This window comes from Cryobacterium sp. MLB-32 (assembly GCF_000738085.1).
GTDB lineage: Bacteria > Actinomycetota > Actinomycetes > Actinomycetales > Microbacteriaceae > Cryobacterium.
Genome location: NZ_JPRS01000025.1, coordinates 13,144 through 39,335, shown reverse-complemented (window position 1 = coordinate 39,335; position 26,192 = coordinate 13,144). Strand labels below are relative to the sequence as shown.

The 26,192-nt window shown below is 65.4% G+C and carries 23 protein-coding genes, 1 tRNA gene and 1 pseudogene; 8 read left to right on the top strand and 17 right to left on the bottom strand.

Annotation, left to right across the window (positions count from 1 at the left end; translation table 11 throughout):
* Positions 1–239: 239 nt before the first annotated feature.
* Both JF66_RS04790 and JF66_RS04785 read right to left on the bottom strand, forming a co-directional pair.
* Positions 240–1,361, bottom strand: a complete 1,122-nt coding sequence (locus JF66_RS04790) for an aminotransferase class V-fold PLP-dependent enzyme (RefSeq protein WP_035875790.1) — start codon at positions 1,359–1,361, stop codon at positions 240–242.
* Between the two features lie 50 nt (positions 1,362–1,411).
* Positions 1,412–2,197 carry an isoprenyl transferase gene (locus JF66_RS04785; protein ID WP_035875788.1) on the bottom strand — a complete coding sequence of 262 codons (786 nt, stop codon included), beginning with the start codon at positions 2,195–2,197 and terminating at the stop codon, positions 1,412–1,414.
* A 69-nt stretch (positions 2,198–2,266) separates the two neighbouring features.
* Between JF66_RS04785 and JF66_RS04780 the strand changes: the two genes are divergently transcribed.
* Complete coding sequence (locus JF66_RS04780; RefSeq protein WP_035875785.1) at positions 2,267–2,968, top strand: hemolysin III family protein; 702 nt, start codon at positions 2,267–2,269, stop codon at positions 2,966–2,968.
* Positions 2,969–3,023: 55 nt separating this feature from the next.
* Here the strand turns inward: JF66_RS04780 and JF66_RS04775 are convergent, their stop codons facing one another.
* Together JF66_RS04775 and mca are read right to left on the bottom strand one after the other, a co-directional pair.
* Positions 3,024–3,260 (bottom strand): hypothetical protein, encoded by a 237-nt coding sequence (locus tag JF66_RS04775; protein ID WP_051973128.1) that lies wholly within the window; start codon positions 3,258–3,260, stop codon positions 3,024–3,026.
* A complete protein-coding gene (gene mca / locus JF66_RS04770) occupies positions 3,257–4,123 on the bottom strand; it encodes a mycothiol conjugate amidase Mca (RefSeq protein WP_197059320.1) in 867 nt (288 codons plus the stop codon). The genes JF66_RS04775 and mca overlap by 4 nt, the downstream gene beginning before the upstream one ends.
* 67 nt (positions 4,124–4,190) lie before the next feature.
* Here mca and JF66_RS04765 point away from each other — a divergent pair, with 67 nt between their 5' ends.
* Both JF66_RS04765 and greA read left to right on the top strand, forming a co-directional pair.
* On the top strand, positions 4,191–4,607 hold the full coding sequence (locus JF66_RS04765) for a DUF4307 domain-containing protein (protein WP_051973127.1): 417 nt from the start codon (positions 4,191–4,193) through the stop codon (positions 4,605–4,607).
* A 132-nt stretch (positions 4,608–4,739) separates the two neighbouring features.
* Positions 4,740–5,228 carry a transcription elongation factor GreA gene (gene greA, locus JF66_RS04760; RefSeq protein ID WP_035875782.1) on the top strand — a complete coding sequence of 163 codons (489 nt, stop codon included), beginning with the start codon at positions 4,740–4,742 and terminating at the stop codon, positions 5,226–5,228.
* A gap of 89 nt (positions 5,229–5,317) precedes the next feature.
* Here the strand turns inward: greA and ilvA are convergent, their stop codons facing one another.
* Genes ilvA through JF66_RS04730 form a run of 6 tightly spaced genes read right to left on the bottom strand, consistent with a single transcriptional unit; the run spans position 5,318 to position 11,736 of the window.
* Positions 5,318–6,553, bottom strand: coding sequence for a threonine ammonia-lyase (gene ilvA / locus JF66_RS04755; protein WP_035875780.1), 1,236 nt, complete (start codon positions 6,551–6,553; stop codon positions 5,318–5,320).
* A 2-nt stretch (positions 6,554–6,555) separates the two neighbouring features.
* Positions 6,556–7,818: an AI-2E family transporter gene (locus JF66_RS04750; protein ID WP_231556291.1), complete on the bottom strand. Its 1,263-nt coding sequence runs from the start codon at positions 7,816–7,818 to the stop codon at positions 6,556–6,558.
* 4 nt (positions 7,819–7,822) lie between these two features.
* Positions 7,823–8,914: an ABC transporter ATP-binding protein gene (locus JF66_RS04745; RefSeq protein ID WP_051973126.1), complete on the bottom strand. Its 1,092-nt coding sequence runs from the start codon at positions 8,912–8,914 to the stop codon at positions 7,823–7,825.
* Positions 8,911–9,783: an ABC transporter permease gene (locus tag JF66_RS04740; protein ID WP_369797952.1), complete on the bottom strand. Its 873-nt coding sequence runs from the start codon at positions 9,781–9,783 to the stop codon at positions 8,911–8,913. The genes JF66_RS04745 and JF66_RS04740 overlap by 4 nt, the downstream gene beginning before the upstream one ends.
* On the bottom strand, positions 9,780–10,676 hold the full coding sequence (locus JF66_RS04735) for an ABC transporter permease subunit (protein ID WP_051973125.1): 897 nt from the start codon (positions 10,674–10,676) through the stop codon (positions 9,780–9,782). Before JF66_RS04735 ends, JF66_RS04740 begins: the two co-directional genes overlap by 4 nt.
* Positions 10,630–11,736, bottom strand: a complete 1,107-nt coding sequence (locus JF66_RS04730) for an ABC transporter substrate-binding protein (protein ID WP_035875778.1) — start codon at positions 11,734–11,736, stop codon at positions 10,630–10,632. Before JF66_RS04730 ends, JF66_RS04735 begins: the two co-directional genes overlap by 47 nt.
* 204 nt (positions 11,737–11,940) lie before the next feature.
* Here JF66_RS04730 and JF66_RS04725 point away from each other — a divergent pair, with 204 nt between their 5' ends.
* Complete coding sequence (locus JF66_RS04725) at positions 11,941–13,149, top strand: winged helix-turn-helix domain-containing protein (RefSeq protein WP_035875776.1); 1,209 nt, start codon at positions 11,941–11,943, stop codon at positions 13,147–13,149.
* Positions 13,150–13,275: 126 nt separating this feature from the next.
* Here JF66_RS04725 and JF66_RS04720 read toward each other — a convergent pair whose 3' ends face one another.
* Both JF66_RS04720 and JF66_RS04715 read right to left on the bottom strand, forming a co-directional pair.
* On the bottom strand, positions 13,276–14,160 hold the full coding sequence (locus JF66_RS04720) for a M48 family metalloprotease (protein WP_035875774.1): 885 nt from the start codon (positions 14,158–14,160) through the stop codon (positions 13,276–13,278).
* A gap of 12 nt (positions 14,161–14,172) precedes the next feature.
* Positions 14,173–14,739: a LemA family protein gene (locus JF66_RS04715; RefSeq protein WP_035875772.1), complete on the bottom strand. Its 567-nt coding sequence runs from the start codon at positions 14,737–14,739 to the stop codon at positions 14,173–14,175.
* A 212-nt stretch (positions 14,740–14,951) separates the two neighbouring features.
* On the opposite strand from JF66_RS04715, the gene JF66_RS04710 reads away from it, so the two are divergent.
* Complete coding sequence (locus JF66_RS04710) at positions 14,952–15,710, top strand: ABC transporter ATP-binding protein (protein ID WP_051973124.1); 759 nt, start codon at positions 14,952–14,954, stop codon at positions 15,708–15,710.
* A pseudogene (locus JF66_RS04705) lies at positions 15,707–16,440 on the top strand (ABC transporter permease). Before JF66_RS04710 ends, JF66_RS04705 begins: the two are co-directional and overlap by 4 nt.
* Positions 16,441–16,526: 86 nt before the next feature.
* Here the strand turns inward: JF66_RS04705 and JF66_RS04700 are convergent.
* Together JF66_RS04700 and JF66_RS04695 are read right to left on the bottom strand one after the other, a co-directional pair.
* Positions 16,527–17,999, bottom strand: a complete 1,473-nt coding sequence (locus JF66_RS04700; protein WP_081882145.1) for a family 1 glycosylhydrolase — start codon at positions 17,997–17,999, stop codon at positions 16,527–16,529.
* A gap of 2 nt (positions 18,000–18,001) precedes the next feature.
* Positions 18,002–19,315 (bottom strand): D-arabinono-1,4-lactone oxidase, encoded by a 1,314-nt coding sequence (locus JF66_RS04695; RefSeq protein WP_035875770.1) that lies wholly within the window; start codon positions 19,313–19,315, stop codon positions 18,002–18,004.
* 156 nt (positions 19,316–19,471) lie between these two features.
* Between JF66_RS04695 and JF66_RS04690 the strand changes: the two genes are divergently transcribed.
* Positions 19,472–21,640 (top strand): hypothetical protein, encoded by a 2,169-nt coding sequence (locus tag JF66_RS04690; RefSeq protein ID WP_035875768.1) that lies wholly within the window; start codon positions 19,472–19,474, stop codon positions 21,638–21,640.
* 19 nt (positions 21,641–21,659) lie between these two features.
* Positions 21,660–22,586, top strand: coding sequence for a Ppx/GppA phosphatase family protein (locus tag JF66_RS04685; RefSeq protein ID WP_035875767.1), 927 nt, complete (start codon positions 21,660–21,662; stop codon positions 22,584–22,586).
* Between the two features lie 141 nt (positions 22,587–22,727).
* Here JF66_RS04685 and JF66_RS04680 read toward each other — a convergent pair whose 3' ends face one another.
* The 3 genes from JF66_RS04680 to JF66_RS04670 all read right to left on the bottom strand — a co-directional run bounded on the left by JF66_RS04680 (position 22,728) and on the right by JF66_RS04670 (position 26,160).
* Positions 22,728–24,323 carry an ABC-F family ATP-binding cassette domain-containing protein gene (locus JF66_RS04680; RefSeq protein WP_035875765.1) on the bottom strand — a complete coding sequence of 532 codons (1,596 nt, stop codon included), beginning with the start codon at positions 24,321–24,323 and terminating at the stop codon, positions 22,728–22,730.
* A 192-nt stretch (positions 24,324–24,515) separates the two neighbouring features.
* Positions 24,516–24,592, bottom strand: a tRNA-Leu gene (locus tag JF66_RS04675).
* A 23-nt stretch (positions 24,593–24,615) separates the two neighbouring features.
* The gene (locus tag JF66_RS04670; RefSeq protein WP_081882144.1) at positions 24,616–26,160 is read right to left on the bottom strand and encodes an NAD(P)/FAD-dependent oxidoreductase; all 1,545 of its coding nucleotides are present in this window, start codon (positions 26,158–26,160) and stop codon (positions 24,616–24,618) included.
* Between the last annotated feature and the right edge of the window lie 32 nt (positions 26,161–26,192).

The following is a 26,192-nucleotide window of genomic DNA, read 5'->3' as shown; positions in this document are numbered from 1 at the left end:
CGATTAGCGATCATAACCACTCCCACCGTGCGTCAAACTGGACGCGATCTTAACTTGGCGAGCGGCCACGGGCACTTGTCGAGGCGTACAGGTGGCCGTCTCGATCAGGTCTCATACCTGATGAAACTGACCGTACGACCCCCCGGGCTGAAAGGGAACACGACACGCCATTTCGAAACCAGACGTTCACATACTTGGCATCGGACACGACCATTTGTCTGCCGGTCGAAACGGAATGCTCAATAGGTGACAGCCGTGGAGTAGGACGTCAGTGCGGCTCGCAACATATCGAAGGTGTCAGCGGAGAGCGCCGCGTGCACGCTGAGCCGGATCGTGCCGCCCCGGGTCGTCACGGTCACCCCGTGGTTGTGCAGGCTGGCCTGCAGCAGTGTGACCTGCTCCACGGGCGGCTCCAGCACGACGATGCCGGCCCGTTCGCGTTCGTCTCGAGACGACACGACGGGGATGGCGAATTCGTCGGCGATGTCGATGAGCTCGGTGACGTTCTCGGTGATCGCGGTTTCGATGGTCGCGACTCCCACGGCAGCGATCTCTTCCAGCGCGACGGCAAACCGCGCCTCAGCGATCGGATCGCCGTTGCCCACCCTGAATGCCCTCGCGCTGTGGCTCGGCGGCAGGACCTCGTCCCACGGCTCGTCCACATCGGTTCCGACGTACCCGGAGAACACCGGAACGAGAGCGTCCACGGCGCGATCGCTCAGAGCGAGGAAACCCGTGCCCCATCCCGCGCGTGCCCACTTTTGGCCACCGGATGCGACCACGTCGGCCAGCTGGAAGGGCGCCTCGATGACGCCGAAGCCCTGAATCGCATCAACGATCAGGAGCCGGTCCCCGATCACCTGGCGGATGCCCTCAAGGTCAGTGCGATGCCCGGTGCGGGGATCGACGAGGCTCACGACAACGGCGGAAATCGCTGGGGTGAGCTGTGATTTGATCAGCCCGGGAGTCACCCGGTCTCCCTGCGTGTCGAGCCAGACCGGAGACACCACATTCAGCGCCTCTGCCGCGCGAACAGCGGCAAACGGTCCGCTCGGAAAGTCGCCGGGCGCCAGGAGCACCCCGCCGGTCAACCCGAAGATAGCCTGCATGAGGCCCGCCGTGGTGCCCGGCTGCAGCGCGACCTGGTCGGGTCGAAAGCCAATCAGGCGGGCGACGGCCTGCCGCGCACGCACGTCCTGTCCTCGCAGGTTGTCCAGACTGCCGAACCGGGCGTGGGAGAGAACATCGAACTGGGCCAGCGTTTCCGCCGCAACGGTGCGTGAAACCGGGCCCACTCTGGCGTAATCGAGGTACCCCGGCTCTTCGGTGAAGTCGTCTCTGAAGCGTGTCAGGGCATCCATGTGCGTCCTTTCGGTCAGTCGTCGGTCGGAGTGGCGCCCCCGGGCAGAGGTTAGCCGCCGAAGCGGCGCTGGCGCCGCGCGAAGTCTCGCAGTGCGCGAAGAAAATCGACCTGCCGAAGGTCCGGGCCCAGCGCTTCCACGAAGTAGAACTCGCTGTGGGCACTCTGCCACAGCATGAAGTCGCTCAAGCGCTGCTCACCCGAGGTCCGAATGACCAGGTCGGGGTCCGGCTGGCCCCCCGTGTACAGGTGCTGGCCGATCAGCTCCGGCGTGAGGGTCTCGGCAAGGTCCTCGAGGGTTCCGCCGTGCGCGTGGTGCGTCGCAACGATGCTACGCATCGCATCCGTGATCTCCGTCCGGCCGCCGTACCCGACGGCCAGATTGATGTGGAGGCCCTTCTTGCCCGCCGTGCGGGTTTGAGCGGCGCCCAGTGCCGCCGTGAGCGGCTCCGGGAGACCGACCGGTGACCCGACCTGCTGCACCCGCCAATCGCGGTAGTGCGACAGCTCCTCAGCGAGTTCGGCAATGATTTCGATCAGGTCCGCGAGTTCGTCGCTCGGGCGGTGCGTGAGGTTGTCCGATGACAGGAGATAGAGCGTGACGACCGAGATACCGAGGTCGTCGCACCATTCCAGAAATTCGCGCATTTTCGCTGCACCGGCACGGTGCCCGTGCGCGGCGGAGTCGAAGCCCAGCTGTTTGGCCCAGCGACGGTTGCCGTCGATGATCATCGCAACGTGGTGCGGCATATGTGCCGGCGTCAGTCCGCGGCGCAGACGCCGCTCGTACAAACGATAGAGAAGTCCGCGGAAGGATGGGGGCTGGCGATTATGCACAGGATTACGCTAGTCCTATCCGGGCCGATTCTCGGCACCGGCGTCCCCGGTTTGTCGTAGTCTGGCTGCATGGCTCCCCCGCACTCCAGCCCCAACCTGCCCCTGCTCGACGCAGCTGATGCTCATCCGGAAGACCTGAAACCCACCTGGCGAGGGTGGATCCACGCGGGGACATTCCCCCTGACCGTTGTTGCGGGGATCGTACTGCTCTGTGTGGCGGAGGGGCCCGCCGCACGGTGGAGCTCGGCCGTCTTCGTTCTGAGCTCCATGCTGCTCTTCGGCAACTCCGCGCTCTATCACCGCTTCAATTGGAAGCCCCGGATGCGGCTACTGCTCAAGCGCATCGATCACGCGAACATCTTTCTGCTCATCGCCGGCTCCTATACGCCCATCACGGTGCTCGCACTGCCGCCCGAAAAATCCATCGTGCTGTTGACGATCGTCTGGACCGGCGCGATCCTGGGCATCGGATTCCGAGTCTTCTGGATCCACGCGCCACGTTGGCTCTATGTCCCGCTCTACCTGCTACTGGGCTACGGCGCACTCATCTTCATCGTCGATTTCTTCAACGCAAACGCCGCGATGATGACGCTGATCCTCATCGGCGGGCTCTGCTACACCGTGGGAGCCGTCATCTACGCGCTCAAGAAACCCAACCCGATTCCCGGCGTCTTCGGTTTCCACGAGATCTTCCACACGCTCACCGTGCTGGCCTTCTTCTGCCACTTCGCAGCCATCACGATCATCGCCACCCACCCGCTGTATCCCTAGGCGCCGCACCCCGAGGCCCGGCGCCCGTCAGCTGTTCCTGGAGGCCCAGCGGGAACTACTCGGGTTTCGTGTCGCCGTCGCGCTCCGCGATTTCGGACTCAAGGCGCGCCTTGATCTCTTCCCGATAGGTCGTGCGTCGGATGCGCTTGACCATGTCCCGGCCCAGGAGCACCGTGGCCAGGCCCACAAAGGCGATGGCAAAGAAACCGATGACGCCCGGGGTCACCGTGTTCGGGTCGGGCTCGCCGGGGGCGGCCAGCAGAAACCCCAGGTGAACGATCAGCGGAGTCATGAGTCGTGCTCCACACCGGCGAAAAGGTCAGATTCGGGCATGACGGTCTCTACTTTCGATTCAATGAGTTGGAAATCCTCGTAGGGCCACGCCTCACGGACAAGGTCATTGGGCCAGAAGAAAAAGCTGCTCTCGGGCGAGACCTGACTCGCGTGCGAGCGCAGGGCGTTATCGCGTGCCTCGAGGAAGTTTCCGACATCCACGTGCGTCGTGGCGAGGTTGGGGTAGTCCTTCATACGCTCCCGCGCTGCGCCGAGCGGCTCAAGAAGGGCCGAATCGGGCTCGATCACGCTCAGCGCGAGGTACATCGCATCGATACGCTCGAGGTTGAAGATGCGGTCGTAGTAGAGCTTGTCGATCTGCCACGGCTGACCAGCGTCGGGGAATTGCTCGGGATCAGCGGCAGCGCGGTACGCGGCGAGCGAGACCTCGTGGCACCGGATGTGGTCGGGGTGCGGATACCCGCCCTTTTCGTCGTAGGTAATGAGCACCTGGGGACGGAATTCACGAATGATGTTCACGAGCGGCTCGGTAGAGACCTCGACCGGAATGCCCGCGAACGAGTTCGGCGGCACGGAGCCGTCGTCATTCATGCCGGAATCCTCATATCCGAGCCAGCGGTGCTGCACTCCAAGGTGTTCCTGGGCGGCGCGCATCTCCAGCCGTCGGAGACCCGCCAGGTCGCGCTCTGCCATGCCGTGCCCGGCGAGAGCCGGGTTGAGGATGCTGCCCCGTTCCCCGCCGGTGCAGCTCACCACGAGCACCTCCGCACCGATACTGCTGTAGTACGAGTACGTCGCCGCACCCTTGCTCGACTCGTCGTCGGGATGTGCGTGCACTGCCAAAAGTCGTAGCGTCACCATACTCCTCTGGAATGCCGGATAACCTTAGGTTCTAGCCTAATCGTTGAGCCGGGAGTGTGAAATCGCAGTGTCCCTGAAACAAGCGTCCGTCGGGCCCGATCTTGAGTCACGATACGGTCGTACTCCCGCCACCCGCACACGCGACCGGCGCCTTCTCTGGGCCCTTGGTGGGATCTTCGCCATCGTCCTTACCGCGTGGGTGGTCTGGACGGGGCTGGACGGTGCATCGGAGAAGGTCGAGGCCCGCGACACACGGCACACGATCATCGACGAACACAGCGTGAGCGTGACCTTTGAAGTATCGATGCCCGTCAACTCCCCGGCGAGTTGCGCGGTGCAAGCGCTCAACGAGAGCTTCACCGTCGTGGGCTGGAAAGTCATCGATCTTCCGCCGTCCGACCTGTACACCCGCTCGTTCACCGAGGTCGTGAACACCACCGAACTCAGCAACACGGGTTTGATTTACAAGTGCTGGCTGACCTAAAATGGGATATTCGCCCCGACAGAGTTTGGGGCGACGACTATATCCGCGGCTCCATCTCAGCAGCTGATCAGAGCACAGCTGGTCCCAGCCCGCTGATCGCCGCAGAGCCGAGCACACCAAAGGAGATCAACCGTGACTACCGACACAACGGTCACCTGGCTTACCCAGGAGGCACACGACCGTCTTGAGAACGAGCTGGCTAACCTCAGCACCCTCGGACGCGACGACATCGCCAAGAAGATCGAGTCGGCGCGGGAAGAGGGCGACCTCAAGGAGAACGCCGGCTACCACGCCGCGAAAGAGGAGCAGGGCAAGATGGAGGCGCGCATCCGCACGCTCACCGTGCTGCTGCGCCACGCCGAAGTCGGCCATGCCCCGGAGAGCACCGGCGTCGTCGTTCCCGGTACCGTCATCACGGCCACCATCGCGGGTGACCCGAGCCGCTTCCTCATCGGTAGCCGCGAAATCGGCGGCAGCAGCGACCTCGATGTCTTCAGTGAGCAGAGCCCGCTTGGCGCGGCAATTCTGGGACTGAAGATCGGTGGGAAAACGAGTTACACGACTCCCAGCGGCAAGGAAATCGCCGTGGAGATCTCGAACGTCGAAACGTTCAGCGGCTAAGCCACCGGGCACACGAAAGCGGATGTCCGCGGCTCTCACCAGCCGCGGACATCCGCTTTTCTCGTCCCCGATCGAACGCGTTCGGGGTGCTAGTCAACGTTCGGGGCGAAGCCCGCGTCCCGCAGGGCAGCAACCACCTGCTCGCGGTGCTCGGGCCCGCGGGTTTCCACACTCACGTCCAGCTCCACCTCGCTGAGCTGCAGTCCCACGCCGTGGCGGGTATGCAGAACCTCGATCACGTTTGCGTGCACCTCGGCCAGCAACTGCGATACCCGCGCCAGCTGACCCGGACGATCGGGCAGCATGATCCGCAGCGTGAGGTAGCGCCCCGATGCGGCGAGGCCGTGGCTGATCACGCGTTGCATCAGCAGTGGGTCGATGTTACCCCCGGAGAGGATCGCCACGGTGGGACCGGTGGCGATGATTTTGCCCGCGAGGATGGCCGCGACGGCTACAGCGCCGGCCGGTTCGACGACGAGCTTCGCGCGCTCGAGCAGCACGAGCAACGCCCGAGCGGTGTCGTCTTCGCTCACGGTCACCACTTCGTCGACGGTGTCACGAATGATCTCGAAATTGAGCAGTCCCGGCTTGGCCACGGCGATACCGTCGGAAATGGTCGGAAGGAGCGAGATGACCACCGGCTCACCGGCGGCCAGCGAGGGCGGGTAGGCGGCCGCGTTTTCGGCTTGCACCCCGATCACTCGGATTCTCCGGCCGTCTCGCGCGGCTGCCTGTTTGAGCACCGAGGCGACGCCGGACAACAGTCCCCCACCGCCGATGGGAACGATCACGGTTTCGAGGTCGGGAACCTGCTCAAGGATCTCCAGCCCGAGTGTGCCCTGGCCGGCCACGACATCCACGTGGTCGAAGGGCGGGATCAGGATGGCGCCTGTTTCCTGAGCATATTCGGCCGCGGCGAGCAACGGCTCGGCCACAGTGTGACCGCGCAGTATCACGTCCGCGCCGTAGGCTCTGGTCGCCTGCAGCTTCGGCAGCGCCACGCCGACGGGCATGAAGATGGTGGCCTTGATGCCCAGTTCCCGTGCCGCGAAGGCGACGCCTTGAGCGTGGTTGCCGGCCGAGGCCGCAACGACTCCGTGAGAACGCTCCTCGGCCGTCAGCTTGGACAGGCGATTGTAGGCGCCACGAATCTTGTACGAACCGGTGCGCTGCAGGTTCTCGCACTTGAGGTGCACCGGCGCACCGAGCAGGTCAGCCAGGTAGCGCGAACTCTCCATCGGCGTCACATCGGCCACCCGCGAGACGACGAGTCGCGCGGCCTCGAAATCAGCGAGGCTGGGACCGGCCAGGGTTGTCTCTGTCATTTTCAGCGCTTTCCTTGATTGATCTGTAGTGAACGCCGTCGAAAACCGGGCCGCTGAGGCACGGTTTGCCAGAGCGTGGAGCTCGTCGTGGTCGGGGTGGATTCCATGCCGTTTCGCCAACTGCCGCCGGAAATATAGGACGTCATCACGTTCAAAACCGCGGCGATCGGCACGGCGAACAGCGCCCCCGGAATGCCGGCGAGCAGTGCCCCCGCGGCCACCACGAGCACGACACCGAGCGGATGCACCTTGACGGCGGTGCCCATGATCAGGGGCTGCAGCACGTGTCCTTCAACCTGCTGCACGAGCAGGACGACGCCCAACATCAGCAGGGCCGTCACCCAACTGTTGAAGATCAGGGCGATCACGACGGCGACAGCACCGGTGGCGACGGCGCCGATGATCGGAATGAATGAACCGAGGAAGACCAGGATCCCGATGGGGATAGCCATGGGCACCCCGAGCAGCGCGGCACCGAGTCCGATACCGACGGCATCGATCGATGCCACCAGGATCTGCACCTTCGCAAAGTTGCCCAGTGTCGTCCACCCGGCGATGCCGGCGCCGTCGACCGCGGGCTGCGCACGTTTCGGAAAGAGCCGAACGATCCACGCCCAGATGGTCTTGCCATCGATCAGAATGAAAAGCAGGCTGAACAGCGCCAGGAGGAGCCCGGTGAGCAGATGTCCGAGTGTCGTCCCGACGGACAGGGCACCGCTAATGAACACCTGGCTGTCGTTCTGCAAGGAGGTCCACCCCTGCTGCAGGTAATTGTTGATATCCGTGTTGCTCAGGTTGAACGGCGCACCGTTCAGAAACTGCTTGAAGGACGCGTACGAATCATTCAGGCGGGCGCTCAGGCCCGCGGTGCCGTCGGCGATCTGAGTCGTCGCGAGGGTGATCAGCCCCGCAACGATCACGAGGGTCCCGATCATCGCCGTCGCGACCGCCAGCGCCTTGGGCCAGCGGTGGCGTACGAGAAAGCCCACGAGGGGAACCAGGAGCGCCGAGATCAGCACCGCGACCAGTACCGGAATGACAATGAGTCGAAGCTGAATGATCAGGAAGATGAGACAGGCGATGGCCGCCGCGATCACCAGCAACCGCCAGGACCACGCTCCCGCCAGACGGACACCCGGGGGAATGTTCTCATCGACGCCGTTACGGGGCACGCCGACGACCGGCGCGACGGCAGATTCTGTCTCCTGCCGGGCGCGAACTCCCACCCGTTTGCCCGTGCTCGATTTGCCCGATGATTCCGTCACCAGATCAGTCTAGGACTGCTGCAGGCTCCACGGTCTCGACCGACACGGGCGCTCCGGTCAACCTCAGGAAGACCCGGTCTCCCGGAGTCGGGCGAACGCGCGCGGCGTGCTGGAGGAAGACCGTGCTGCCGTCAGCCAGCTGCACGCTGGTGCGGCGGAGCGAGCCGAGAAAACTAGACAGCACGATGGTGCCGGGAATACCCTCCGAAGCGAATTCGATATCTTCCGGGCGCACCGAAATCCGCACCGGACCGTCGGGATGAGCAGGATCGACGAGCGGCAGCCGCACACCGTGAAGCTCGGCGAAACCGTGATTGACGGCCCCGCTGAGCCGGTTGCTCAGGCCGACGAAATCGGCGATAAACGACGAAGCGGGTCGAGTGTACAGCTCCTCCGGCGTGCCGACCTGCTCGATCGTGCCGGCCTGCATCACGGCCACCCGGTCGGCGACGGCCAGCGCCTCATCCTGATCGTGGGTCACGAACAGCGTCGTGATGCCGAGCGTGGTTTGGATGCGGCGGATCTCCTCACGCAACTGAACGCGTACCTTGGCATCGAGCGCAGACAGCGGCTCATCCAGCAGGAGTACGCGCGGCTCCGTCACCAGGGCCCTGGCGAGAGCGACGCGCTGCTGCTGACCGCCCGAGAGCTGGTGGGCAAAACGCGCGGAATGCTCGTGAAGGCCCACGAGTTCCAGTGCGGCCTCGGCCCGGTCACGGCGTTCCGTCGGCTTGATGCCACGCATCCGCAGGCCGAACTCCACGTTCGCTCCCACGCTCATGTGGGGGAAGAGCGAGTAGGACTGAAACACCATGCCCATGTCGCGCTTGCTCGTGGGCAGCATTGACACGTCCTCGCCATCGATGCGGATCGTTCCCTCGCTGATGGTCTCCAGACCGGCGAGAACGCGCAGCGCCGTCGTTTTTCCGCTTCCGCTCGGACCGAGCAGGGCCACGAATTCGCCCGCGTGCAGGGTGAGGTCGAATCCGGACAGAGCCCGCACGCCACCGAAGTGCTTCACGACGCCGGAGAATTCAACGACCGTTCCGCTGCGCGTCGTCGTGTCCGTGGTGATGACGGGGGGTGCCTTGATCATGTGGTGCCTTTCACGGAACGAATGCGGGGGCCTGACCCGACTTTGCCGATGAGCAGCAGCAGCCCGAATGCGAATGTCAGGGCGAGGAGCGACAGGATGACGGCGGTGTACGGGTCCGTCTTGCTGACAACGACCAGCGCGGTTTGCAGATTGATGCGGTTGAGGAGGGAAGCAATGGTGAATTCGCCCAGCACGACCGCGACGGCGATGAAGGCACCCGCCAGAATTCCGCGGCGTAGGTTGGGCACGAGCACGCGCACGAGCACGTTGGTCCAACTCGCGCCCAGGGTGCGTGCCGCCTCGGTGAGGGTCTTCACATCCACACCGTCGATGTTGGACTGGATCGCCCGGTAGGCGAACGGCAGCACGGTGATGCCGTAGGCGAAGGCGAGGGTCCACACGCCGCTGCCGAACAACCGCGACACGACCGAGTACACCGGCGCCAGCCCGACCACGAGCACGATGGCCGGGATGGTGATCGGCAAAATGCAGATGAACTCGAGCAGGCGTCGCAGCTGGGGAAAACGGATGTGCACGAGCAGCATCGTGGGCACGAGCAGCAGTAGCACGATGGCCACCGTGCCGATGGCGAGCGCAAGCGAGTTACCAAGGGCCGTGACAACCGGTCGGTACGGTCCGCTGAAGCCGCTCTGGAACAGGGTGACCCACCGGGAGAAGTCGTATCCGCCCTCCAGTCCCTTGCGCAGAGTGAACTCCACCATCGCGACGATCGGGATGGCGAAGATGAGCCCGATGGAGCCGAGAATGACCGTGCGCGTCACTCGGCTCGGAGCGTGAGCCATGCCTCCCGTCATACGCAGGCCGGCAGTGGCGCGCGGGCGGGCGGCCGGGCGCGCCCGGGCGGTCATCGCTGCCACCGCGCGGCCCGGGACTGCAGCAGGGAATAGCCCGTCATCACGACGGCCATCACGAGGATCATGCCGAGGGCCAGGGCACCGGCGAGATTTTCGCGGCCGAGCAGTGTTTCGCTCGTCAGTGCGGCCCGAATCTGCAGCGGCACGATCTGCGACCCCTGGCTGACAAGCGCTGCCGCCGTGGCGTACGAGGAGAAGGAATTGGCGAACAGCAAGAGCAGACTCCCGAGGAAGGATGGAGCGAGAACGGGGAACGCGATGCGCAGCCAGTACGTGCCGACCCCGCCGCCGAGTGTCGCGTTGGCCTCGGCCCATTGCGGCTTGAGAGCCTGCAGAGCGGGCATGAAGGTGATGATCATCAACGGCACCTGAAAGTAGATGTAGGGCAGAATCAGTCCCGGTGCTTCGTAGATCCAGACACCGTTCTCGAAGATGTCCACGCCGAAGGTGTTTTTGAGGTACAGGGTGACCATGCCTTGGATACCGATGGTCGCGACGAACGCGAACGCGAGCATCACTCCACCGAACTGCGCGAGAACTCCGCTGAGCGAATCGACGGTCACCCGGAGCGGGCCATCGGGGCGAGCGCCGAGCAATCCGTAACAGGCGATCGCGCCCACAACGGCACCCACGACGGCGGTCAGCGCCGACAGCCAGAATGATTTCACGAAGGTGCTGACCACCACGGGATCGCCCAGGGCCATGATCGTCGCCAGCGTGAACGAACCAGAGTTGTCGAAGAATCCCGACCCGATCGCGATCAGGGTGGGTACGGCGAGGAAAAGGAAGACATAAACCGCGAACGGCAGCAGCCCCCAGGCTGCTGCCGTTCGACGGGAACTACTGGACAGCGGCCGCCCACTTTTCGCCGAGCAGGGTCGCGGCATCCGCGCTTTGCTGTTCCGTGGGAACGACCGTGGTCTCCGGAGTCTTCGGCAGGGCATCGAAGAGCGCCGAGTCGATGGTGCCCGCGGCCTGCATGGCCTCGGCGCGAGCCGGGCGGGCTCCGCCGGCCAGCCACAGGTTCTGAGCCTCGTCGCTGTAGAGGAATTCCTGCCAGAGCCGGGCTGCGGCCGGGTGCGGCGCGTCGGCGTTGATGGCCTGGTTGTAGTAACCGGCGTAGCCGGTTCCGGGGAACACGACGACCTTCCAGTTGCGCTGGCCTTCGAGCGTCGTGCCGTAGCCCACGTTGAGGTAGTCCCAGTCGAAGACGACCGGGGTCTCGCCCGAGGCGATGGTGGCGGGGGTCGGGTCGACCTTCAGGAAGTTACCGGCGGCGTTGAGCTCGGAGAAGAAGTCGATTCCAGGCTGGAAGTCGTCGACGGAGCCGCCGTTCTGCACGCTGGCCATGCCGACCCCCGCGAACGCGGCTCCGGCCTGGGTCGGGTCTCCGTTGAGGGCGACCTTTCCCTTGTACTCGGAGCCGAGCAGGTCGGACAGCTTTTCCGGGGCGGGCACGGCATCCGGGTCGTAGCCGACGGCCATGTATCCGCCGTAGTCGCCCACGTACAGGCCGCTCTCTTCCTTGAGCGCGTCGGGAATGTCCGCCCAGGTCGCGACCTTGTACGGCGCGAACTTGTCGGTGCTGGAGACCGCGACGGCGAGTCCGAGGTCGAAGACGTCCGGGGCGGTGTCCTGCCCCTTGAGGTTGTCGGCGGCCTGGATCTCCTCGGCGCTGGAGCCATCGGGCGAGGCCTCGGTCAGCGTGATCTCCGGGTACTTCTGAGCGAAGAGGTCGAGCACGGCGCCGTAGTTGGCCCAGTTGCGCGGGAGGGCGATCACGTTGAGCGCGCCTTCGGCCTTCGCGGCAGTCTCCAGTGCGGCCAGATCGCCGAAGGCGGTCAGGCTCGTCGCCGTGGCGGCATCGACGCCGCCGGCGGTGGGCGCCGGGTCGGTGCTGCAGGCGGACAGCGACATCGCGAGGGTGGCGGCAATGGCCAGAGACATGGTCAGCGTACGTTTAATGGACAAGTTTCCTCCGTTGTAGCCACCATTGGCTGTCTGTCAGCTTATGGCGAGCGGGACCCAAGCAACAGAGCAGGGTGAACTGTGCTGATCACGGTCAGATTACGAAGTCGACGTGACCGAACAGCACCGCGCCGCTGAACACGGCATGAACGGCTGGTGTCCACTGCGGCTAGGGTCAGCAGGATGGCCCAGTCAGTGTCCCCTGCCCTTTCCCGACGCATCGCCCTCGCCGCACAGGGATTCGGCTCACGCCCCGCCGCCGCGGCCCCCGGCATCCGCCAACTGACCGCGCTGGTGGATCGTCTCGGACTGCTGCAGATCGACTCGGTGAACGTCTTCGAGCGCAGCCACTATATGCCCGCATTCAGCCGTTTCGGCGCCTACGACAAGGCCCAACTCGACCGGCTGACCTCGGGCCCGGTGCCCCGTCTCACCGAATACTGGGCACACGAGGCGTCCTACCTTCCACTCGAAGCCTGGCCGCTCTTCCACTGGCGCATGCAGGACTACCGGGATCGCAGCGCCCGGGCCACCGACGATTGGTCGCACGGCAACCGGCCCATGCTCGACTGGCTGCTCGCCGAACTCGCCGCGAACGGCCCCATGCGGGCGAGCGAGGTCGAGCACGACGCCAACAAACGCAGCGGTCCCTGGTGGGGCTGGTCAGACGTGAAGACCGGCCTCGAAACCCTCTTCCGGTGGGGCGATGTCGCCGCCGCCGGCCGCACGCGCTTCGAGCGCGTGTACGGCCTCCCCGAGCAGGTCTACCCCGCCGCCCTGCTGGCACGATCGGTCTCGCGAGCGGATGCCCACCGGGAGCTGGTCAGCCGCTCGGCCCGCGCGCACGGGATCGGCACGGCGAGTGACTTCGCCGATTACTTTCGGCTGAAGACCCCCGCGACCCTCGCCGCCATCCGCGATCTCGAAGACGCGGGCGAGCTGCTTCCGGTGGAGGTGCCCGGTTGGGGCAGGAACAACACGCCCGGCCGGGCCTGGCTGCACCGCGACGCCCGACTTCCCCGTCGCATGGACGCGGCAACAATCCTGTCCCCGTTCGACCCCGTCGTCTGGGAACGCGCCCGCGCCCTGCGTCTGTACGATTTTCACTACCGCATCGAGATCTACACCCCGGAGCCGAAACGCATCTTCGGTTACTACTCGCTGCCCATCCTGCTCGGCGACACGATCGTGGGCCGCGTCGACCTCAAGAACGACCGCCAGAACTCCGTTCTCCGGGTGCAGTCCGCTTGGCAAGAGCCCGGTGCCCCCGCCGACACCGCCGCCCGCCTCGCCCCCGTCCTCCGCGACGCCGCCCGCTGGCAAAACCTCGACGAGATCGTCGTCATGCCGCGCGGCACCCTCTCCCCCTCACTAGAAATGGAGTTGCGGTGAGGGCTATCTGCGGGGTGTCGAGTTATGGGGTTTCTCAGGCAGGTCCGAGCGTACTTCTCGGACCTGCCTGAGAAACCCCATTGTTTGAGCTGAGGAGCAGATAACCCTCAGCGCAACGACCACTCTCTAGAACTTCCTCCCCATGGCGTTCAACCGCTCGATCCGGTCCGCAATCGGCGGGTGGGTCGCGAAAAGTTTGGCCATCGCGCCGGGCTTGAGCGGGTCCGCGATCCACAGGTGCGCCATGGAGGTGTTCTGCTTGCGCATCGGCCGGCCGTACTCGCCGAGCTTGTTCAGGGCGCTCGCGAGGGCATCCGGATGCCGGGTCGTGAGCGCGCCGGTCGCATCCGCCAGATACTCACGCTGCCGCGAGACCGCGAGCTGCACCATCGTGGCGATGAGCGGCGCCACGACCATGGCGACGAGTCCGAAGACCATGACGACGGGGTTGCCGTTGCTGTTATTGTTGCGGCCGAAGAAGGCCATCCGCAGGAACATGTCGGAGATGAACCCGATTGCCACGACGAGTCCGAAGACCACCATCGACACGCGAATGTCGTAGTTGCGCACGTGGCCCATCTCGTGGGCCATCACGCCCTCAAGCTCGGAGTCGTCCATGATGTCGAGCAGACCTGTCGTCGCCGCGACGATCGCGTGCTGCGGGTCACGGCCAGTGGCGAAGGCATTCGGTGCCGGGTCGTTGATGATGTAGACCTCGGGCATCGGCATGCCGGTGGCGATCGACAGGTTCTCGACCGTGCGCCACAGCCGAACGTTGTCGGCCTTGCTCGTGAGTTTGACACCGCCGCTCATCGCGATGGCCTGTCGGCCGGCAGCGAAATACTGGATCAACACATAGAGACCGGCGATCACGACGACGGCGATGAACATGCCGTAGCCGCCCCCGCCATACGTGAAGTTGGCCAGCCAACCGAGCCCCGCGATGATCGCGAAGAAGAAGATCATGATGAAAACCGTGTTGCGTTTGTTTTTCGCAATCGCGCTATACATCTGCGCTCCCGACTAGAACTGCACGCGCGGCGGCTCCGCAATCGCTGCGGAGTCGGCCACCTCGAAGAAATCACGTTCGCTGAAGCCCAGGTTACGGGCGAACAGGTGGTTCGGGAAGACCTGGATCTTGGTGTTGAATTCGCGCACGCCGCCGTTGTAGAACCGGCGCGAGGCCTGGATCTTGTCTTCGGTGTCGACGAGCTCACCCTGCAACTGCAGGTAGTTCTGGCTCGCCTGCAGCTGCGGGTACGCCTCGGCCACGGCGAAAATGCTCTTGAGCGCCGTCTGCATGTGATTCTCGGCAGCGGAGGCATCGGCCGGGCCCTGGGCCGACAGCGTCTCGGCGCGCGCCTTCGTGACGTTCTCGAAGACCGACTTTTCGTGCGCCGCATACCCCTTGACCGTTTCGATCAGGTTTGGAATCAGGTCGGCACGCCGCTTCAGCTGAACGGTGATGTCGCTCCAGGCCTCGTCGACGCGAACCTTGAAGGTCACGAGTGAGTTGTACGTCGACCAGAGGTAGATGCCTGCGATGGCAACGATGACGACGACGATCAGGACCGGGATGAGCCAATTCATGGCAGCGTCTCCTTGTAAATTGAGCATGGAAACACAAATTTTGGTAGCCCCCATGCGGTGCATGACCATAGTAACCACCTGTTCTGAGGGCCTCCTCCGCTTCTCACCAGACTCCAAGCTAAGTCGAAGGGTGCGCGCACCGGCCCAAATAGCACCGGATCGGCACCTGACCGGTACTTGACAGACCCGGTGCCTCGGCGAAGAGTTCACCCATGATCACTTCCTCCGACACCGCCGTCTCGGTGCGGGACCTGCACGTGCGCCGCGGACGGCAGGCTGTGCTGCACGGGCTGAACCTCGATGTTCCCCTCGGTCAGGTCGTTGGCCTGCTCGGGCCGAGCGGAAGCGGTAAGACCACGCTGATGCGGGCTGTTGTGGGCGTGCAGGTCGTGCAGTCGGGCGTGGTGACGGTGCTCGGGCAACCGGCCGGCTCCGCCGTTCTTCGCCACCGCGTGGGCTACGTCACCCAGAACGCGAGCGTGTACGACGACCTCACGGTGCGTCAGAACCTGCAGTACTTCCGCGCTGTGCTCGGGGCACCCCGCAGCGATGTGGATCGTGTCATCACGCTCACCGACCTCGGCGCACAGAGTCGGCAACTGGTCGGCTCGCTGTCGGGCGGGCAGCGCAGTCGGGTCTCGCTGGCCGGTGCGCTGCTCGGTTCCCCCGACCTGCTCGTTCTCGACGAGCCGACGGTCGGGCTCGACCCGGTGCTTCGGGTGGAGCTGTGGTCGTTGTTCCACCGACTAGCCGCCGCGGGAACGAGCCTTTTGGTGTCGAGCCACGTGATGGACGAGGCCAACCGGTGCGATCGTCTGCTGCTGATGCGCGATGGAGAGATCCTCGCCGACGATGCTCCGCAGGCACTGCTGGACGCCACGGCGGCGACCGATATGGAGCAGGCGTTTCTTGTGCTGATCGGGCAGCATCCGCTCACCCACGAGACGCCGGAAGACGGAGGCGGATCTTGACGCCCGCCCGGACGCTCGCGACGGCCGGGCGCATCCTCACCCAGATCCGTCACGACCCGCGAACGATCGTTCTGCTGCTCGTGGTGCCGAGCCTGTTGATCGGGCTCATCGCGTGGATCTTCTCAGACACGACGACGTTCGACACGGTGGGGCCGGCCATGATCGCCCTGTTCCCGTTCATTGTCATGTTCCTCGTGACGAGCATCACAACCCTGCGGGAGCGGCGCACGGGAACCCTGGAACGGCTGCTGTCGATGCCGCTTGGCAAGGGCGACCTGATCCTCGGTTACACACTCGCCTTCGGCCTGCTCGCCGCGGCGCAGTCTGCGGTGGCGGTGGCTTCGCCGTGTGGGTGTGCGGCCTGGAGATTCAGGGGTCACTCGGGCTGCTGCTGGCGGTTGCCGTGGCAGATGCCGTGCTCGGCACGGCCCTGGGGCTGCTCGCGAGCGCCTTTGCACGCACGGAATTTCAGGTGGTGCAGTTCATGCCGTTGTTGGTGTTCCCGCAGATCCTTCTCGGCGGCATCTTTCTCGCTCGGGGGCAGCTGCCGGACGCCCTGCAGGTGATCAGTGACTGGTTGCCGCTCTCCCACGCGATTGAGGCCCTGCGCGCCGTGGCCACCGGGTCGGAAGACGACGCATACGTCATCGGCGAGCTGCTCATCATCGGGGCGTGGATCGTGGGCGCCGTCGTGCTCGGGTCGATCACTCTGCGCCGCCGCACTCCGTAGCACCGGCCCCGCCGCAAAACCGGAGAACTTCACGACACGCCGGACGGGGTGTCCGGGCGACCCGGCGTGTCTCAGAACCACCGGTTTTAGCGCGCGGCGAGCACTTTCTGGAGCCAACGATAGGAGTCCTTGGGGGTACGGGTGGTCATTCCGTCGCTGAACGACACCTGCACGAGGCCGTAGCGCTGGGTGTAGCCGGCCGACCATTCGAAGCCGTCGAGCAGGGACCGCACGAAGAATCCACGCAGATCCACTCCGGCCGCCGCTCCCCCCGGCCGCACGGCGTTCACAGCCGCCTGAAGGTGCTCGGCCAGGTAGTCGATGCGCAAAGGATCGTGCACGACCCCACGCTCGTCGGCCTGGTCGGCAAACCCCGCCCCGACCGTCGTGATGTACACCGGCGGGAGCGCGTCACCGTAGCGTGTGTGCAGCTCGGCGAGCGCCACGCCGAGGTACTCCGGAGCGTTGACGGCGCCCGCGCCGGTGAGGGGGAATTCCCTGTATGCGGCGGCGTGAAAGGGAAAGGCCGGGGCGACAGGTGCCGGGTCGTCCCTGCTGACGATACGACCGGTTCCCGCCGCGATCCGCGTCGGTTCCGTGTAACTGAGCCCATAGAAGTCGAGGGGCTGGTGGATCACGGCCAGGTCGGCCGGATCAGCCTCGAGCAGGCCGCGCAACTCCACCGCGAACGGCTCCAGCGGGTCCGGATACCGGCCCAGCAGCACCGGATCGGCGAAGATCCGGTTGTGCAGCAGGTCGTAGAGGGCCGCGTACGACCGGTCCTGCTCTCGGTCGGTCAGCGACTCCACCGGCGAGTACGCGTTGGACAGGCCGATCCGGCCACGGACATCCGCTGCCCGAAGTCCCTGAACGGCGAGGCCGTGGGCGAGCAACTGGTGATGGGCGGTGGGCAGCGCGTCGAACAGGAGCGCGCGGCCGGGCGCCTGGCTGCCCAGCGCGTAGCCGTTGAGCATCACGGTGGCGGGTTCCTCCAGGGTCACCCAGCTGTCGATGCGATCGCCGAGGGCCTCCCCCACCGCGTGGGCATAGTCGCCGAAACGACCCGCGGTATCGCGGTTGAGCCAGCCACCGCGCAGCGCCGCCGGGGTGTCCCAGTGCGAGAGCGTGGCCATGGGGCTGATTCCGTCGGCCAACAGCGCGTCGAGGAGCCGGTCGTAGAAGGCGAGGCCGTTGCGGTTGAGCGCGCCTCGCCCCTCCGCCTGCAGGCGCGGCCAGGACAGTGAGAACCGGTAGGCGTCAACCCCAAGTTCCCGAAGCAGGGTGGCATCCTCGGCGAATTTGGCGAGGTGGTCAGCCCCGATGGCGGCGTTCGACCCGTCGATGATGCGCCCGGATGACGCGGTGAAGGTGTCCCAGACCGAGTCACCCCGCCCTCCATCGCGCGCGGAGCCCTCGATCTGAAAGGCCGAGGAAGAAACGCCGACCACGAAACCGTCGGGAAGAAAATCGCCGAGTTCGCTCGTGCGATGCGGCCAGTCGCGTCGCTGGGACGCCGTTTGTTTCGCCCGAGCGGGCTTCGCGGGGGTGCGGGGAATCATGGTCACGGGCCGAGGACTCTTTCCAGATAGCTGTTGCTGAAGCGGCGTTCGGGATCGAGCCTGTCACGAACCGCGAGAAAGTCGTCGAAGCGCGGGTACAGGCCGCGCAGCGCGTCGGCATCCCGATAGTGCAATTTGCCCCAGTGCGGGCGCCCGCCGTGCCCGATCATGATCTGTTCGACCGCGCGGAAGTAGTCTTCCGGGTCTTCGCGCACGTACCGGTGCACCGCCACGTAGCCGGTGTCACGCCCGTAGGCGGTCGACAACCACAGGTCATCGGCCGCGGCTGAGCGCACCTCCAGCGGGAAAGAGATGCGCCAGCCACGCGCCTCAATCAGGTGCTGAACCTCGCGAACGACGTCCGCCACGTTTTCACGCGGCAGGGCGTACTCCATCTCGCGGAAACGCACGGTGCGACTGGTGGCGAACACCCGAGAGGAAGCATCCGTGAAGGCACGGTTTCCGGTGGCGCGCGCGGACAGCCGGGCCAGCGGGGGAATCAGGGCGGGCACGACGGCGCCCACGGCGCAGACGCCGCGATAGGCCCCGTTCGCCAGCACCTCGTTGTCGATCCACCGGGACACGCGCGCCGCCCGCGCCCCGACAGGGCGCTCGGCGAGACGCGTGTTGGTCTTGGTCAGTGCCGTGCCCGTATGAGGAAACCAGAAGAACTCGAAATGGTCGGTCGCTCCCGACCGCTGCAGGTACTCCTCCAGCACCAACTCAATCGGTTCCGCCTTCTCTTCCGAATGCAGAAGGAATCGGGGCACGCATTGCAGGGTCACGTTCACGATGATGCCGAGCGCACCGAGGCCGAGGCGGACGGCGGGGAGCAGGTCGGCGTTCTCGGTCTCGCTCACGTACAGCAGGCTGCCATCGGCCGTCACCAGGGTCAGTGCCGTGACCTGACTGGCCAGGCCCGCGAACCCACCACCGGTGCCGTGCGTTCCGGTGGAGATGGCCCCCGCCACTGTCTGCCGATCGATATCGCCAAGATTCGTCAACGCCAGGCCATGCTCGTCGAGCAGTGTGCCCAGTCGGTGCAGCGGGAGCCCCGCGGCCACCGTCACCCGGGCGGTTCGGGCATCGACATCGACACGCCCGCCCAGATCGAAGAGATCGAGCTGCACACCCGGCGCGACCGCAATGCCCGTAAAGCTGTGACCCGTGCCGACGGCCTTGATTGTCAATCCGGCACGCTCGGCGGCCAGAACCGAACGCTGCACGGCCCCCACTGTCGTCGGCCGTTCGACGCGCACGGGGCGCACCGATTCGGTGCGTGCCCAGTTGCGCCACGGAGGCTGCCGGAGGATCACGGAGACACCCGTCGAACGCCCCGAGGACGCGCACCATTCATAGCTGCCTGGTCATCTGAAAACCGTCCGTCGGTAGGCTTCGCGTGGGAATCTCGTTATGTTGCGTGGCACATTGACTTTGCGGGTTTCGCCCCGTCAAATAGGGTGGTGGGCCCTGTGACCTCAACCAAACTTATCGTCTCTCCGCTGTCGTCGGTGCGACAGCGGATGCGTCGCTGTGCCCTGATCGCTGTGGTGGCTCTGGCCACATCCCTGCTCGCCGTGTCCGCGCCGCTTCACGCTCCGTCGTCCTCGGCCACAACGCCTCCGCCGGGCGAGAGTAGCGCAGTGGCCCCGGAACCCAACCCGGTTGCCCAGCCCGTTGCCGCACCGACGATTGACAGTCCCTCCGCCGGGATTTTCATCGGCAGTTCCACGACCACGGTGTCCGGCACGCGCGATGCGTCCTCAGAGGTGCAACTTTTGTCTCCAGCGGGCGGCGACCCGCTGTGCATCATCGTTCCCGACGGAAGCACCACGTGGACGTGTGACAACGCCCGGTTGCCCAACGCCCCGGACGTCACCCTGCGAGTCGTCGCCACCGGCAACGCCGATCTTTTCGACGAGATCACCGTCGCTGTGCTCGGCGCCCCCACGGTCACGGGCGGTCCGACCGGCCAGAACACCTCCAACGGCCTCGTGCGCGGCACCGGCTATCCCGGAGCGACCGTGACGGCCTCCATCTCCGACGGAATCTCCTGCACCTCTCGGGCCGATGGCTCGGGCGCGTGGACCTGCCATCTCGACGGTCTCGTGTCGAGCGGGAGCCGTCAGGTGACGGCGAGCCAGATCTCCGATTACAGCAGTCCGTCGTCGTCCAACGCCAGCTTCGGCATCACAATCGACTTCGATCTCAACCGACCTGTCGCCCCCGTCATCACCACCCCGAGTCGCGGGGCCCAGATCCCCGTGGCCGGTGCCACCTATGCCGGCACGGGTGAGAGCGGGGCCACCGTCACCGTCTTCGCCGGCCCGTACTCGGTGTGCCGAGCTCCCGTGACAAACGCGGCCTGGAGCTGCTCGGCCGGCGGAATCGGGGCCGGTTCCTATTCCCTCGTGGCGGTACAGAAGGATGCTGCGGGCAACGTGAGCCCGGGGAGCACCGCGTTCTCCGTGGCCTATGTGCAGCCGTCAACGCCCCCACCGTCGCAGAGCGCACCGCCTACTCCGAATGGAACTGCCACCACGGTGCCCGTCCCGAGTGAATCAGAACCATCCGCATCTGCAACAGCCGAGGCCGTTCCCCCCGTGGCCGTCCCTGAGCCGACGGCATCCGCGAAGCCCGCTCCCCCGATCGCCTCCGAATTTGGCGCAGGGCCCTGGAACGACCCGACACAGTTCACCACGGCGGTCCCCTCGTCGTGGTCCAGTGCGTCATTCCCGTGGCTGCAGGCCGTGCTCCTGGCGCTGGGAGCGGTGCTGCTGCTGGCGATCCCCTCACGACTCCTCGCGGGAACCGTCTCCCGAGCGCGCGGAGGTCGCCCGCTCTGGGGCACCACCGCGATTGCCGGACGAAACAGAGCCCGGGACGAGTTCGAGACAGCGCCGACGGTGCAGTGGAACCGTTGGCTTCTCGGCGGGGCCGCGCTCGTGGCCGCCGCGACACTCGTCATGCTGTCCGGGCCCGTCGTCTCGCAACCCGCGTACCTGCGCCTGCTTCTCGCCGTGGTCGTTGCCGTGCTCATCGTGAATCTCGCAGCCGCGCTCGTGCCCCTGTTGTGGAGCTCCCGGATCCTCCACATCACCGCGACAATCACGTTCCTGCCGCGCTACCTCGTGCTGGTCGCCGTGGCAGCCATCGGGTCCCGCGTGCTCGACATCCATCCGGCTCTCCTGTTCGGTCTGCTCGGCAGCGTCACCGCAGCAGCCGGACCGACACTCGCCCAGCGTGGACAACTCGCCTCAGTACGTTGCGTCGGCCTCGTCCTGCTGGCGATCATTGGATGGCTCGGACTGAGCGCGCTGCCTCCGATCGACGGATTCATGGGCGCCTTCCTCGCCGAAGTCCTGAACACCATCGTGCTCACGGCCATCGGCTCCGCGGTCTTCGTGCTCGTGCCTCTTGGCAGCACCAGCGGCAGGAGCGTGCTCGCCTGGTCGCCGCCCGTCTGGGCAGGCCTCATGGTTGTGTCATTGACGCTGCTCTTCGCCGTGCTCTCGCCCGCGATCGACGCCTGGCAGTCCGCCGGCGCCATTCCCTTGCTCTGGCTGGCCTCCGTTGTCTTCGCCGCTCTGAGCGCCGGAGCCTGGGCCTGGCAACGCTTCGTGGCTCCGGCGGGCCTCTGACACGCGCTATCGTTCAGATGTGCGCTTAGGAGTCCTCGACGTCGGGTCGAACACGGTCCATCTGCTGGTTGTCGATGCGCACACGGGCGCACCGCCACTACCGATGGCCTCCGACAAGGCCGTCCTGCGGCTGATGCGGTACATCACCCCGGACGGGGCGATCAACGACGAGGGCGTCGCCGCCGTGCTGACCGCCGTGCAGAATGCCGCCGACTTCGCTCGTCGCCACAACGTGGACGAACTCCTGCCGTTCGCGACGTCCGCCCTGCGTGAAGCCACAAACGGGCCAGATCTGCTGGAACGTGTCGAGCGCGAAACCGGTGTGGCGCTGCAGGTATTGTCCGGCGAAGACGAGGCCAGACTGACGTTTCTGGCGGTGCGCCGTTGGTACGGCTGGTCCGCAGAGAACATCCTGCTCTTCGATATCGGTGGCGGATCACTCGAGATCGCCGCCGGAGCGAACGAGATCCCTGACGTTGCGCTGTCCCTGCCTCTCGGCGCCGGCCGCACGACGATCGGTTTCCTCCACCACGATCCTCCCCTGCCCGACGAGGTCAGCGCCCTACGCGCCCACGCGACCGCCGTGCTCAAGCGAACGGTCGGCGCGTTTGCCGCCCTCCCCGCGCCGCACCACATCGTGGGCTCTTCCAAGGCCATTCGCTCGCTCGCTCGTCTCGCAGGCTCGACGTCGGAGGGCGTCGGCTCGGGCGACCGACTTCGTCTCGGTCGGGCGCAGCTCAATGATTGGGTTCCGCGGCTTGCACGGATTCCCGCCGAGGCGCGACCTGCCCTCCCCGGAATCACCGCTGACCGGACCTTTCAGATTGTGGCCGGCGGAATCGTCTTGGGCGAGGCGATGGCTGCGTTCAAGGCCGAGGAGCTCGAGGTGTCGCCATGGGCGCTTCGCGAGGGAATCATCCTGCGCTACCTCGACCGGCTCGCCTGACTTCACGCACCCCCTGCACATCGACGATCTCGATGGTCACGTCTGGAAGGTCAGGTTCACAGATCCGCACGCCGCTCAGCACGTCCCGACAGCGATGCAACGACGCCGGTCCGCTGCGTACGATGCCTGCAGGGATCGGGCCTACGCCACGCGCACGTCGATCTCGCCGGGCTCGGCGGCTTCGCTCCCGAAGACGAGGTAGCGATTGGCGATCTTGTCGCTGAAGAAGCGGTCGTGGCTGACCACGACAACGGCGCCGGGAAAATGCATGAGTGCCCGCTCCATCACCTGCGTGCTTGACATGTCCAGGTGGTTGGTCGGCTCATCGAGCAACAGCACAGAGGCTCCAGAGAGCAAGCACTGGGCCATGGCAACTCGCGCACGCTGCCCGCCCGACAGATTACCGATCTTCTGCTTGAGATCAGCTTCGGAAAACTGGAACATCGCCAGGAAGCGGTTCACGGATTTGCGTGTCGCGGTGAGCGCGAGGCTGTCGGGCAAGGCGTTAACGGCGTGGCTGACCGTATCAGTGTCGTCCAGTTCGTCGAGCACCTGGTTGTAGGAGACAACGCCCGCGCCGGATGCCCACGTCACATCGCCGGAATCGGCCCGTTCTTCGCCGGTCAGCACGCGGAGGAGGCTGGTTTTGCCGCTGCCGTTGGGGCCGAGCACCACGATGCGGTTGCCACGACGAATCTCGAACGTCAACCCGCTGAACAGGAGCTTGTCCCCGTATGACTTACTGAGGTTGTCCACCCGGCACAGGGCGTCTTTGACGTGCAGGGAACCGTAGATCTCCGTGATGATCTGGTCGACGGGCCGGGGGGTCCGTGACTTCTTGATGTGAGCAAGCTTGTTGCCGAGGCCTCGGCTCTCGGCCTTGGCCGCCTCCCGACGGTCGGAGATTCCCTCGGCCTCAAAGGCCAGCAGCTCAGACTCGTGCACGAACTGCGCCTCGAGCGTCTTGAGCCGGAACTGCTTCTGAACGACGTATTCGCCGAAGTTGCCCGGGTACTCGTGCAGGTGGTAATTCTCAAGCTCGATGATGCGGGTGACGACGGAGTCAAGGAATTTGCGGTCGTGCGAGACCACAATTGCGGCACCCTTGAAGTCCCGGAACCATGCTTCGAGCCATTCGACACCGGCCACGTCAAGGAAGTTGGTGGGCTCGTCGAGGAGCAGCACGTCGGGCGCTTCCAGCACGATCTTCGCCAGGGCCGCGCGGTTGCGCCAGCCGCCGGACAGTTCGTCGATGGCGCAGACCCGGTGGGCCTCGTTGAACCCCAGCGTGGAGAGGGCCGTGTCGATGTGGCGGGTGTAGTCCCAGCCATCGAGCCGGTCCATCTCCTCGAAGAGCTCGGACTGACGAATGATCAGCCTGTCCAGCTCGGAACCTACCGGGGAATCGGTCGCGATACTCGAGTCGATGGCAGCCAGCTCGGCTTCGACGGCCTTGACCTCAACAAAGAGGGCGTCGAGAACCTCGGTGATCGTGGACTCACCGTTCAACTCCGAGAACTGCGAGAAGTAGCCGATGCGCGCCCCCGACTCGACGGTCACCGTTCCGGTGTCAGGCGTGACCTGCTCAAGGATGAGCTTGAGCATTGTCGACTTGCCGGACCCGTTCTTTCCGATCAGGCCCACCCGGTCCTTGGGTTCGAGGCGAAAGAACGCCTCGCGCAGGATCTGGGTGTTTTCAAAACCGACGCTGACGTCGTTCAGCCTGATCAGGCTCATCGGTGTTTCCTTTCGGGCAGGATGATCTTCTGCCGTGATGCATGAAGAATACGGGAGCAGTCCTGAGATATGGCTCGTGAGGCCTCGAGACTGATCTCGACAGGCTCGGCCCGAGCGACCTCGCTCCTCGACCAGCGCTGGGATCGAGCTGGTCGAGAACTCGGAGAACTGCGGGAAATACTGTGCGAACGGTGGTGCCCCCGCTGGGACTTGAACCCAGACTTTAACGATTTTAAGTCGTTCGCCTCTGCCGATTGGGCTACGGGGGCGCGTTCGAATTTCTCGAACGCGTCTAGCGTATGCGCTGCCGCGCCTGTGTTGCTACTTCGAGGAGGTTGCCTCGGCGGCGGCCCGTTCGGCAACGACCTCTTCGACCACGGCGTCCGTCGTGGCATCCGCTTCCACGGCGTCCTTCACGACGGGCTGTGCAGCCGCCTTGACGGTGGGCTTGCGAGGCGCACGGGGGGGCGCGCGGCGCACGCGCTGCAGGGGCCTTGGGCGCGGCAGCCTCAACGGGAGGCTTGGGGCGCGAGGCGAACTCCTCGAAGACCGCACGGGGCGTCTGTACGGCAGCGATCGAAACGATGTCGCGACCGAGGAAGAAGTTATTCACCCAACCCCAGACGACGCGAAGCTTGCGCTCCCAGCTCGGCATGGCGAGACCGTGGTACCCGCGGTGGGCGAACCAGGCGGGCAGACCCGTTACAGCGACCTTGCCCGACTGGAACACACCGACACCGATTCCGAGGCCGGCAACGGCTCCGAGGTTCTTGTGGTTGTACTGCTTCGGACCCTCGCCGCGCAGAACGGCAACGATGTTCTCGGCCAGGAGCTTGCCCTGGCGAACAGCGTGCTGGGCGTTCGGTACGCAGTTGCCGCCCACTCCGCCACCACTGAGGTCGGGCACGCAGCTGACATCGCCGGCCGCCCAGGCGTCAAGAACGATGTCGTCTTCGGTACCGACACGGAGGTCGGCCCGGGTCTGAACCCGGCCGCGCTCCTCGATGGGAAGGTCGGTGTGTCGCACGATCGTGGGGTTGGCCATAACGCCGGCGGTCCAGACGATGAGGTCCGTCGCGAAGGTCTCGCCGGTAGACAGCTCGATGACGCCATCGACAGCGCTGGAGAGCTGCGTGTCGAGGTGGATCTGCGCGCCGCGCGCAGCCAGGTTCTCGATGACCCAGAGGCTCGTCTTGAGGGACACCTCGGGCATGATGCGGCCCATGGCCTCGATGAGGTGAAAGTTGACCTCGTCAAAGCTGATCTCGGGGTATGAGGTGAGCAGCGACGTCGCGAAGGAGCGAAGCTCGGCGAAAACTTCGATTCCGGCGAATCCGCCACCGACGACGACAAAGGTGAGCAGGCGTTCGCGCTCCGGACCGTCCGGCAGGCCGGCCGCCTTGTCAAAGTTGGACAGCACGCGGTCACGGATCGCGACGGCTTCCTCAATCGTCTTCAGGCCGATGGCCTGGTCTGCGACGCCCGGGATCGGGAACGTGCGCGAGACGGCGCCGGCGGTGACCACGACGATGTCGTATTCAAACTCCCACGGCTCTCCGATGGAGGGCGTGATGGTCGCTGTCTTCTCGGCGTGGTTCACGTGCGTGACCTTGGCCGTGATGACGTTTGTCTTCTTCAAGTGACGACGGTGCGCGACCACGGCATGGCGAGCTTCGATCGAACCGGCCGCGACCTCGGGGAGGAACGGCTGGTAGGTCATGTAGGGCAGCGGGTCCACCATGGTGACATCTGCTTCACCGGATCGCAGCCACTTCTCGAGCTTCCAGGCCGTGTAAAAACCGGCGTATCCGCCACCAACAATGAGAATTTTGGGCACGATGAGAGGGCCTCCTACATGATTTGTTTGCG

Excerpts from the sequence above, each read along its gene's own strand:
- JF66_RS04740 (WP_369797952.1), bottom strand. The coding sequence starts at position 9,783 with ATGACCGCCCGGGCGCGCCCGGCCGCCCGCCCGCGCGCCACTGCCGGC.
- JF66_RS04790 (WP_035875790.1), bottom strand. The coding sequence starts at position 1,361 with ATGGATGCCCTGACACGCTTCAGAGACGACTTCACCGAAGAGCCGGGG.
- ilvA (WP_035875780.1), bottom strand. The coding sequence starts at position 6,553 with ATGACAGAGACAACCCTGGCCGGTCCCAGCCTCGCTGATTTCGAGGCC.
- JF66_RS04680 (WP_035875765.1), bottom strand. The coding sequence starts at position 24,323 with ATGAGCCTGATCAGGCTGAACGACGTCAGCGTCGGTTTTGAAAACACC.
- JF66_RS04725 (WP_035875776.1), top strand. The coding sequence starts at position 11,941 with ATGGCCCAGTCAGTGTCCCCTGCCCTTTCCCGACGCATCGCCCTCGCC.
- JF66_RS04700 (WP_081882145.1), bottom strand. The coding sequence starts at position 17,999 with ATGATTCCCCGCACCCCCGCGAAGCCCGCTCGGGCGAAACAAACGGCG.
- JF66_RS04735 (WP_051973125.1), bottom strand. The coding sequence starts at position 10,676 with ATGCCGCGACCCTGCTCGGCGAAAAGTGGGCGGCCGCTGTCCAGTAGT.
- mca (WP_197059320.1), bottom strand. The coding sequence starts at position 4,123 with ATGGTGACGCTACGACTTTTGGCAGTGCACGCACATCCCGACGACGAG.
- JF66_RS04775 (WP_051973128.1), bottom strand. The coding sequence starts at position 3,260 with ATGACTCCGCTGATCGTTCACCTGGGGTTTCTGCTGGCCGCCCCCGGC.
- JF66_RS04710 (WP_051973124.1), top strand. The coding sequence starts at position 14,952 with ATGATCACTTCCTCCGACACCGCCGTCTCGGTGCGGGACCTGCACGTG.
- JF66_RS04730 (WP_035875778.1), bottom strand. The coding sequence starts at position 11,736 with ATGTCTCTGGCCATTGCCGCCACCCTCGCGATGTCGCTGTCCGCCTGC.
- JF66_RS04780 (WP_035875785.1), top strand. The coding sequence starts at position 2,267 with ATGGCTCCCCCGCACTCCAGCCCCAACCTGCCCCTGCTCGACGCAGCT.
- JF66_RS04715 (WP_035875772.1), bottom strand. The coding sequence starts at position 14,739 with ATGAATTGGCTCATCCCGGTCCTGATCGTCGTCGTCATCGTTGCCATC.
- JF66_RS04720 (WP_035875774.1), bottom strand. The coding sequence starts at position 14,160 with ATGTATAGCGCGATTGCGAAAAACAAACGCAACACGGTTTTCATCATG.
- JF66_RS04745 (WP_051973126.1), bottom strand. The coding sequence starts at position 8,914 with ATGATCAAGGCACCCCCCGTCATCACCACGGACACGACGACGCGCAGC.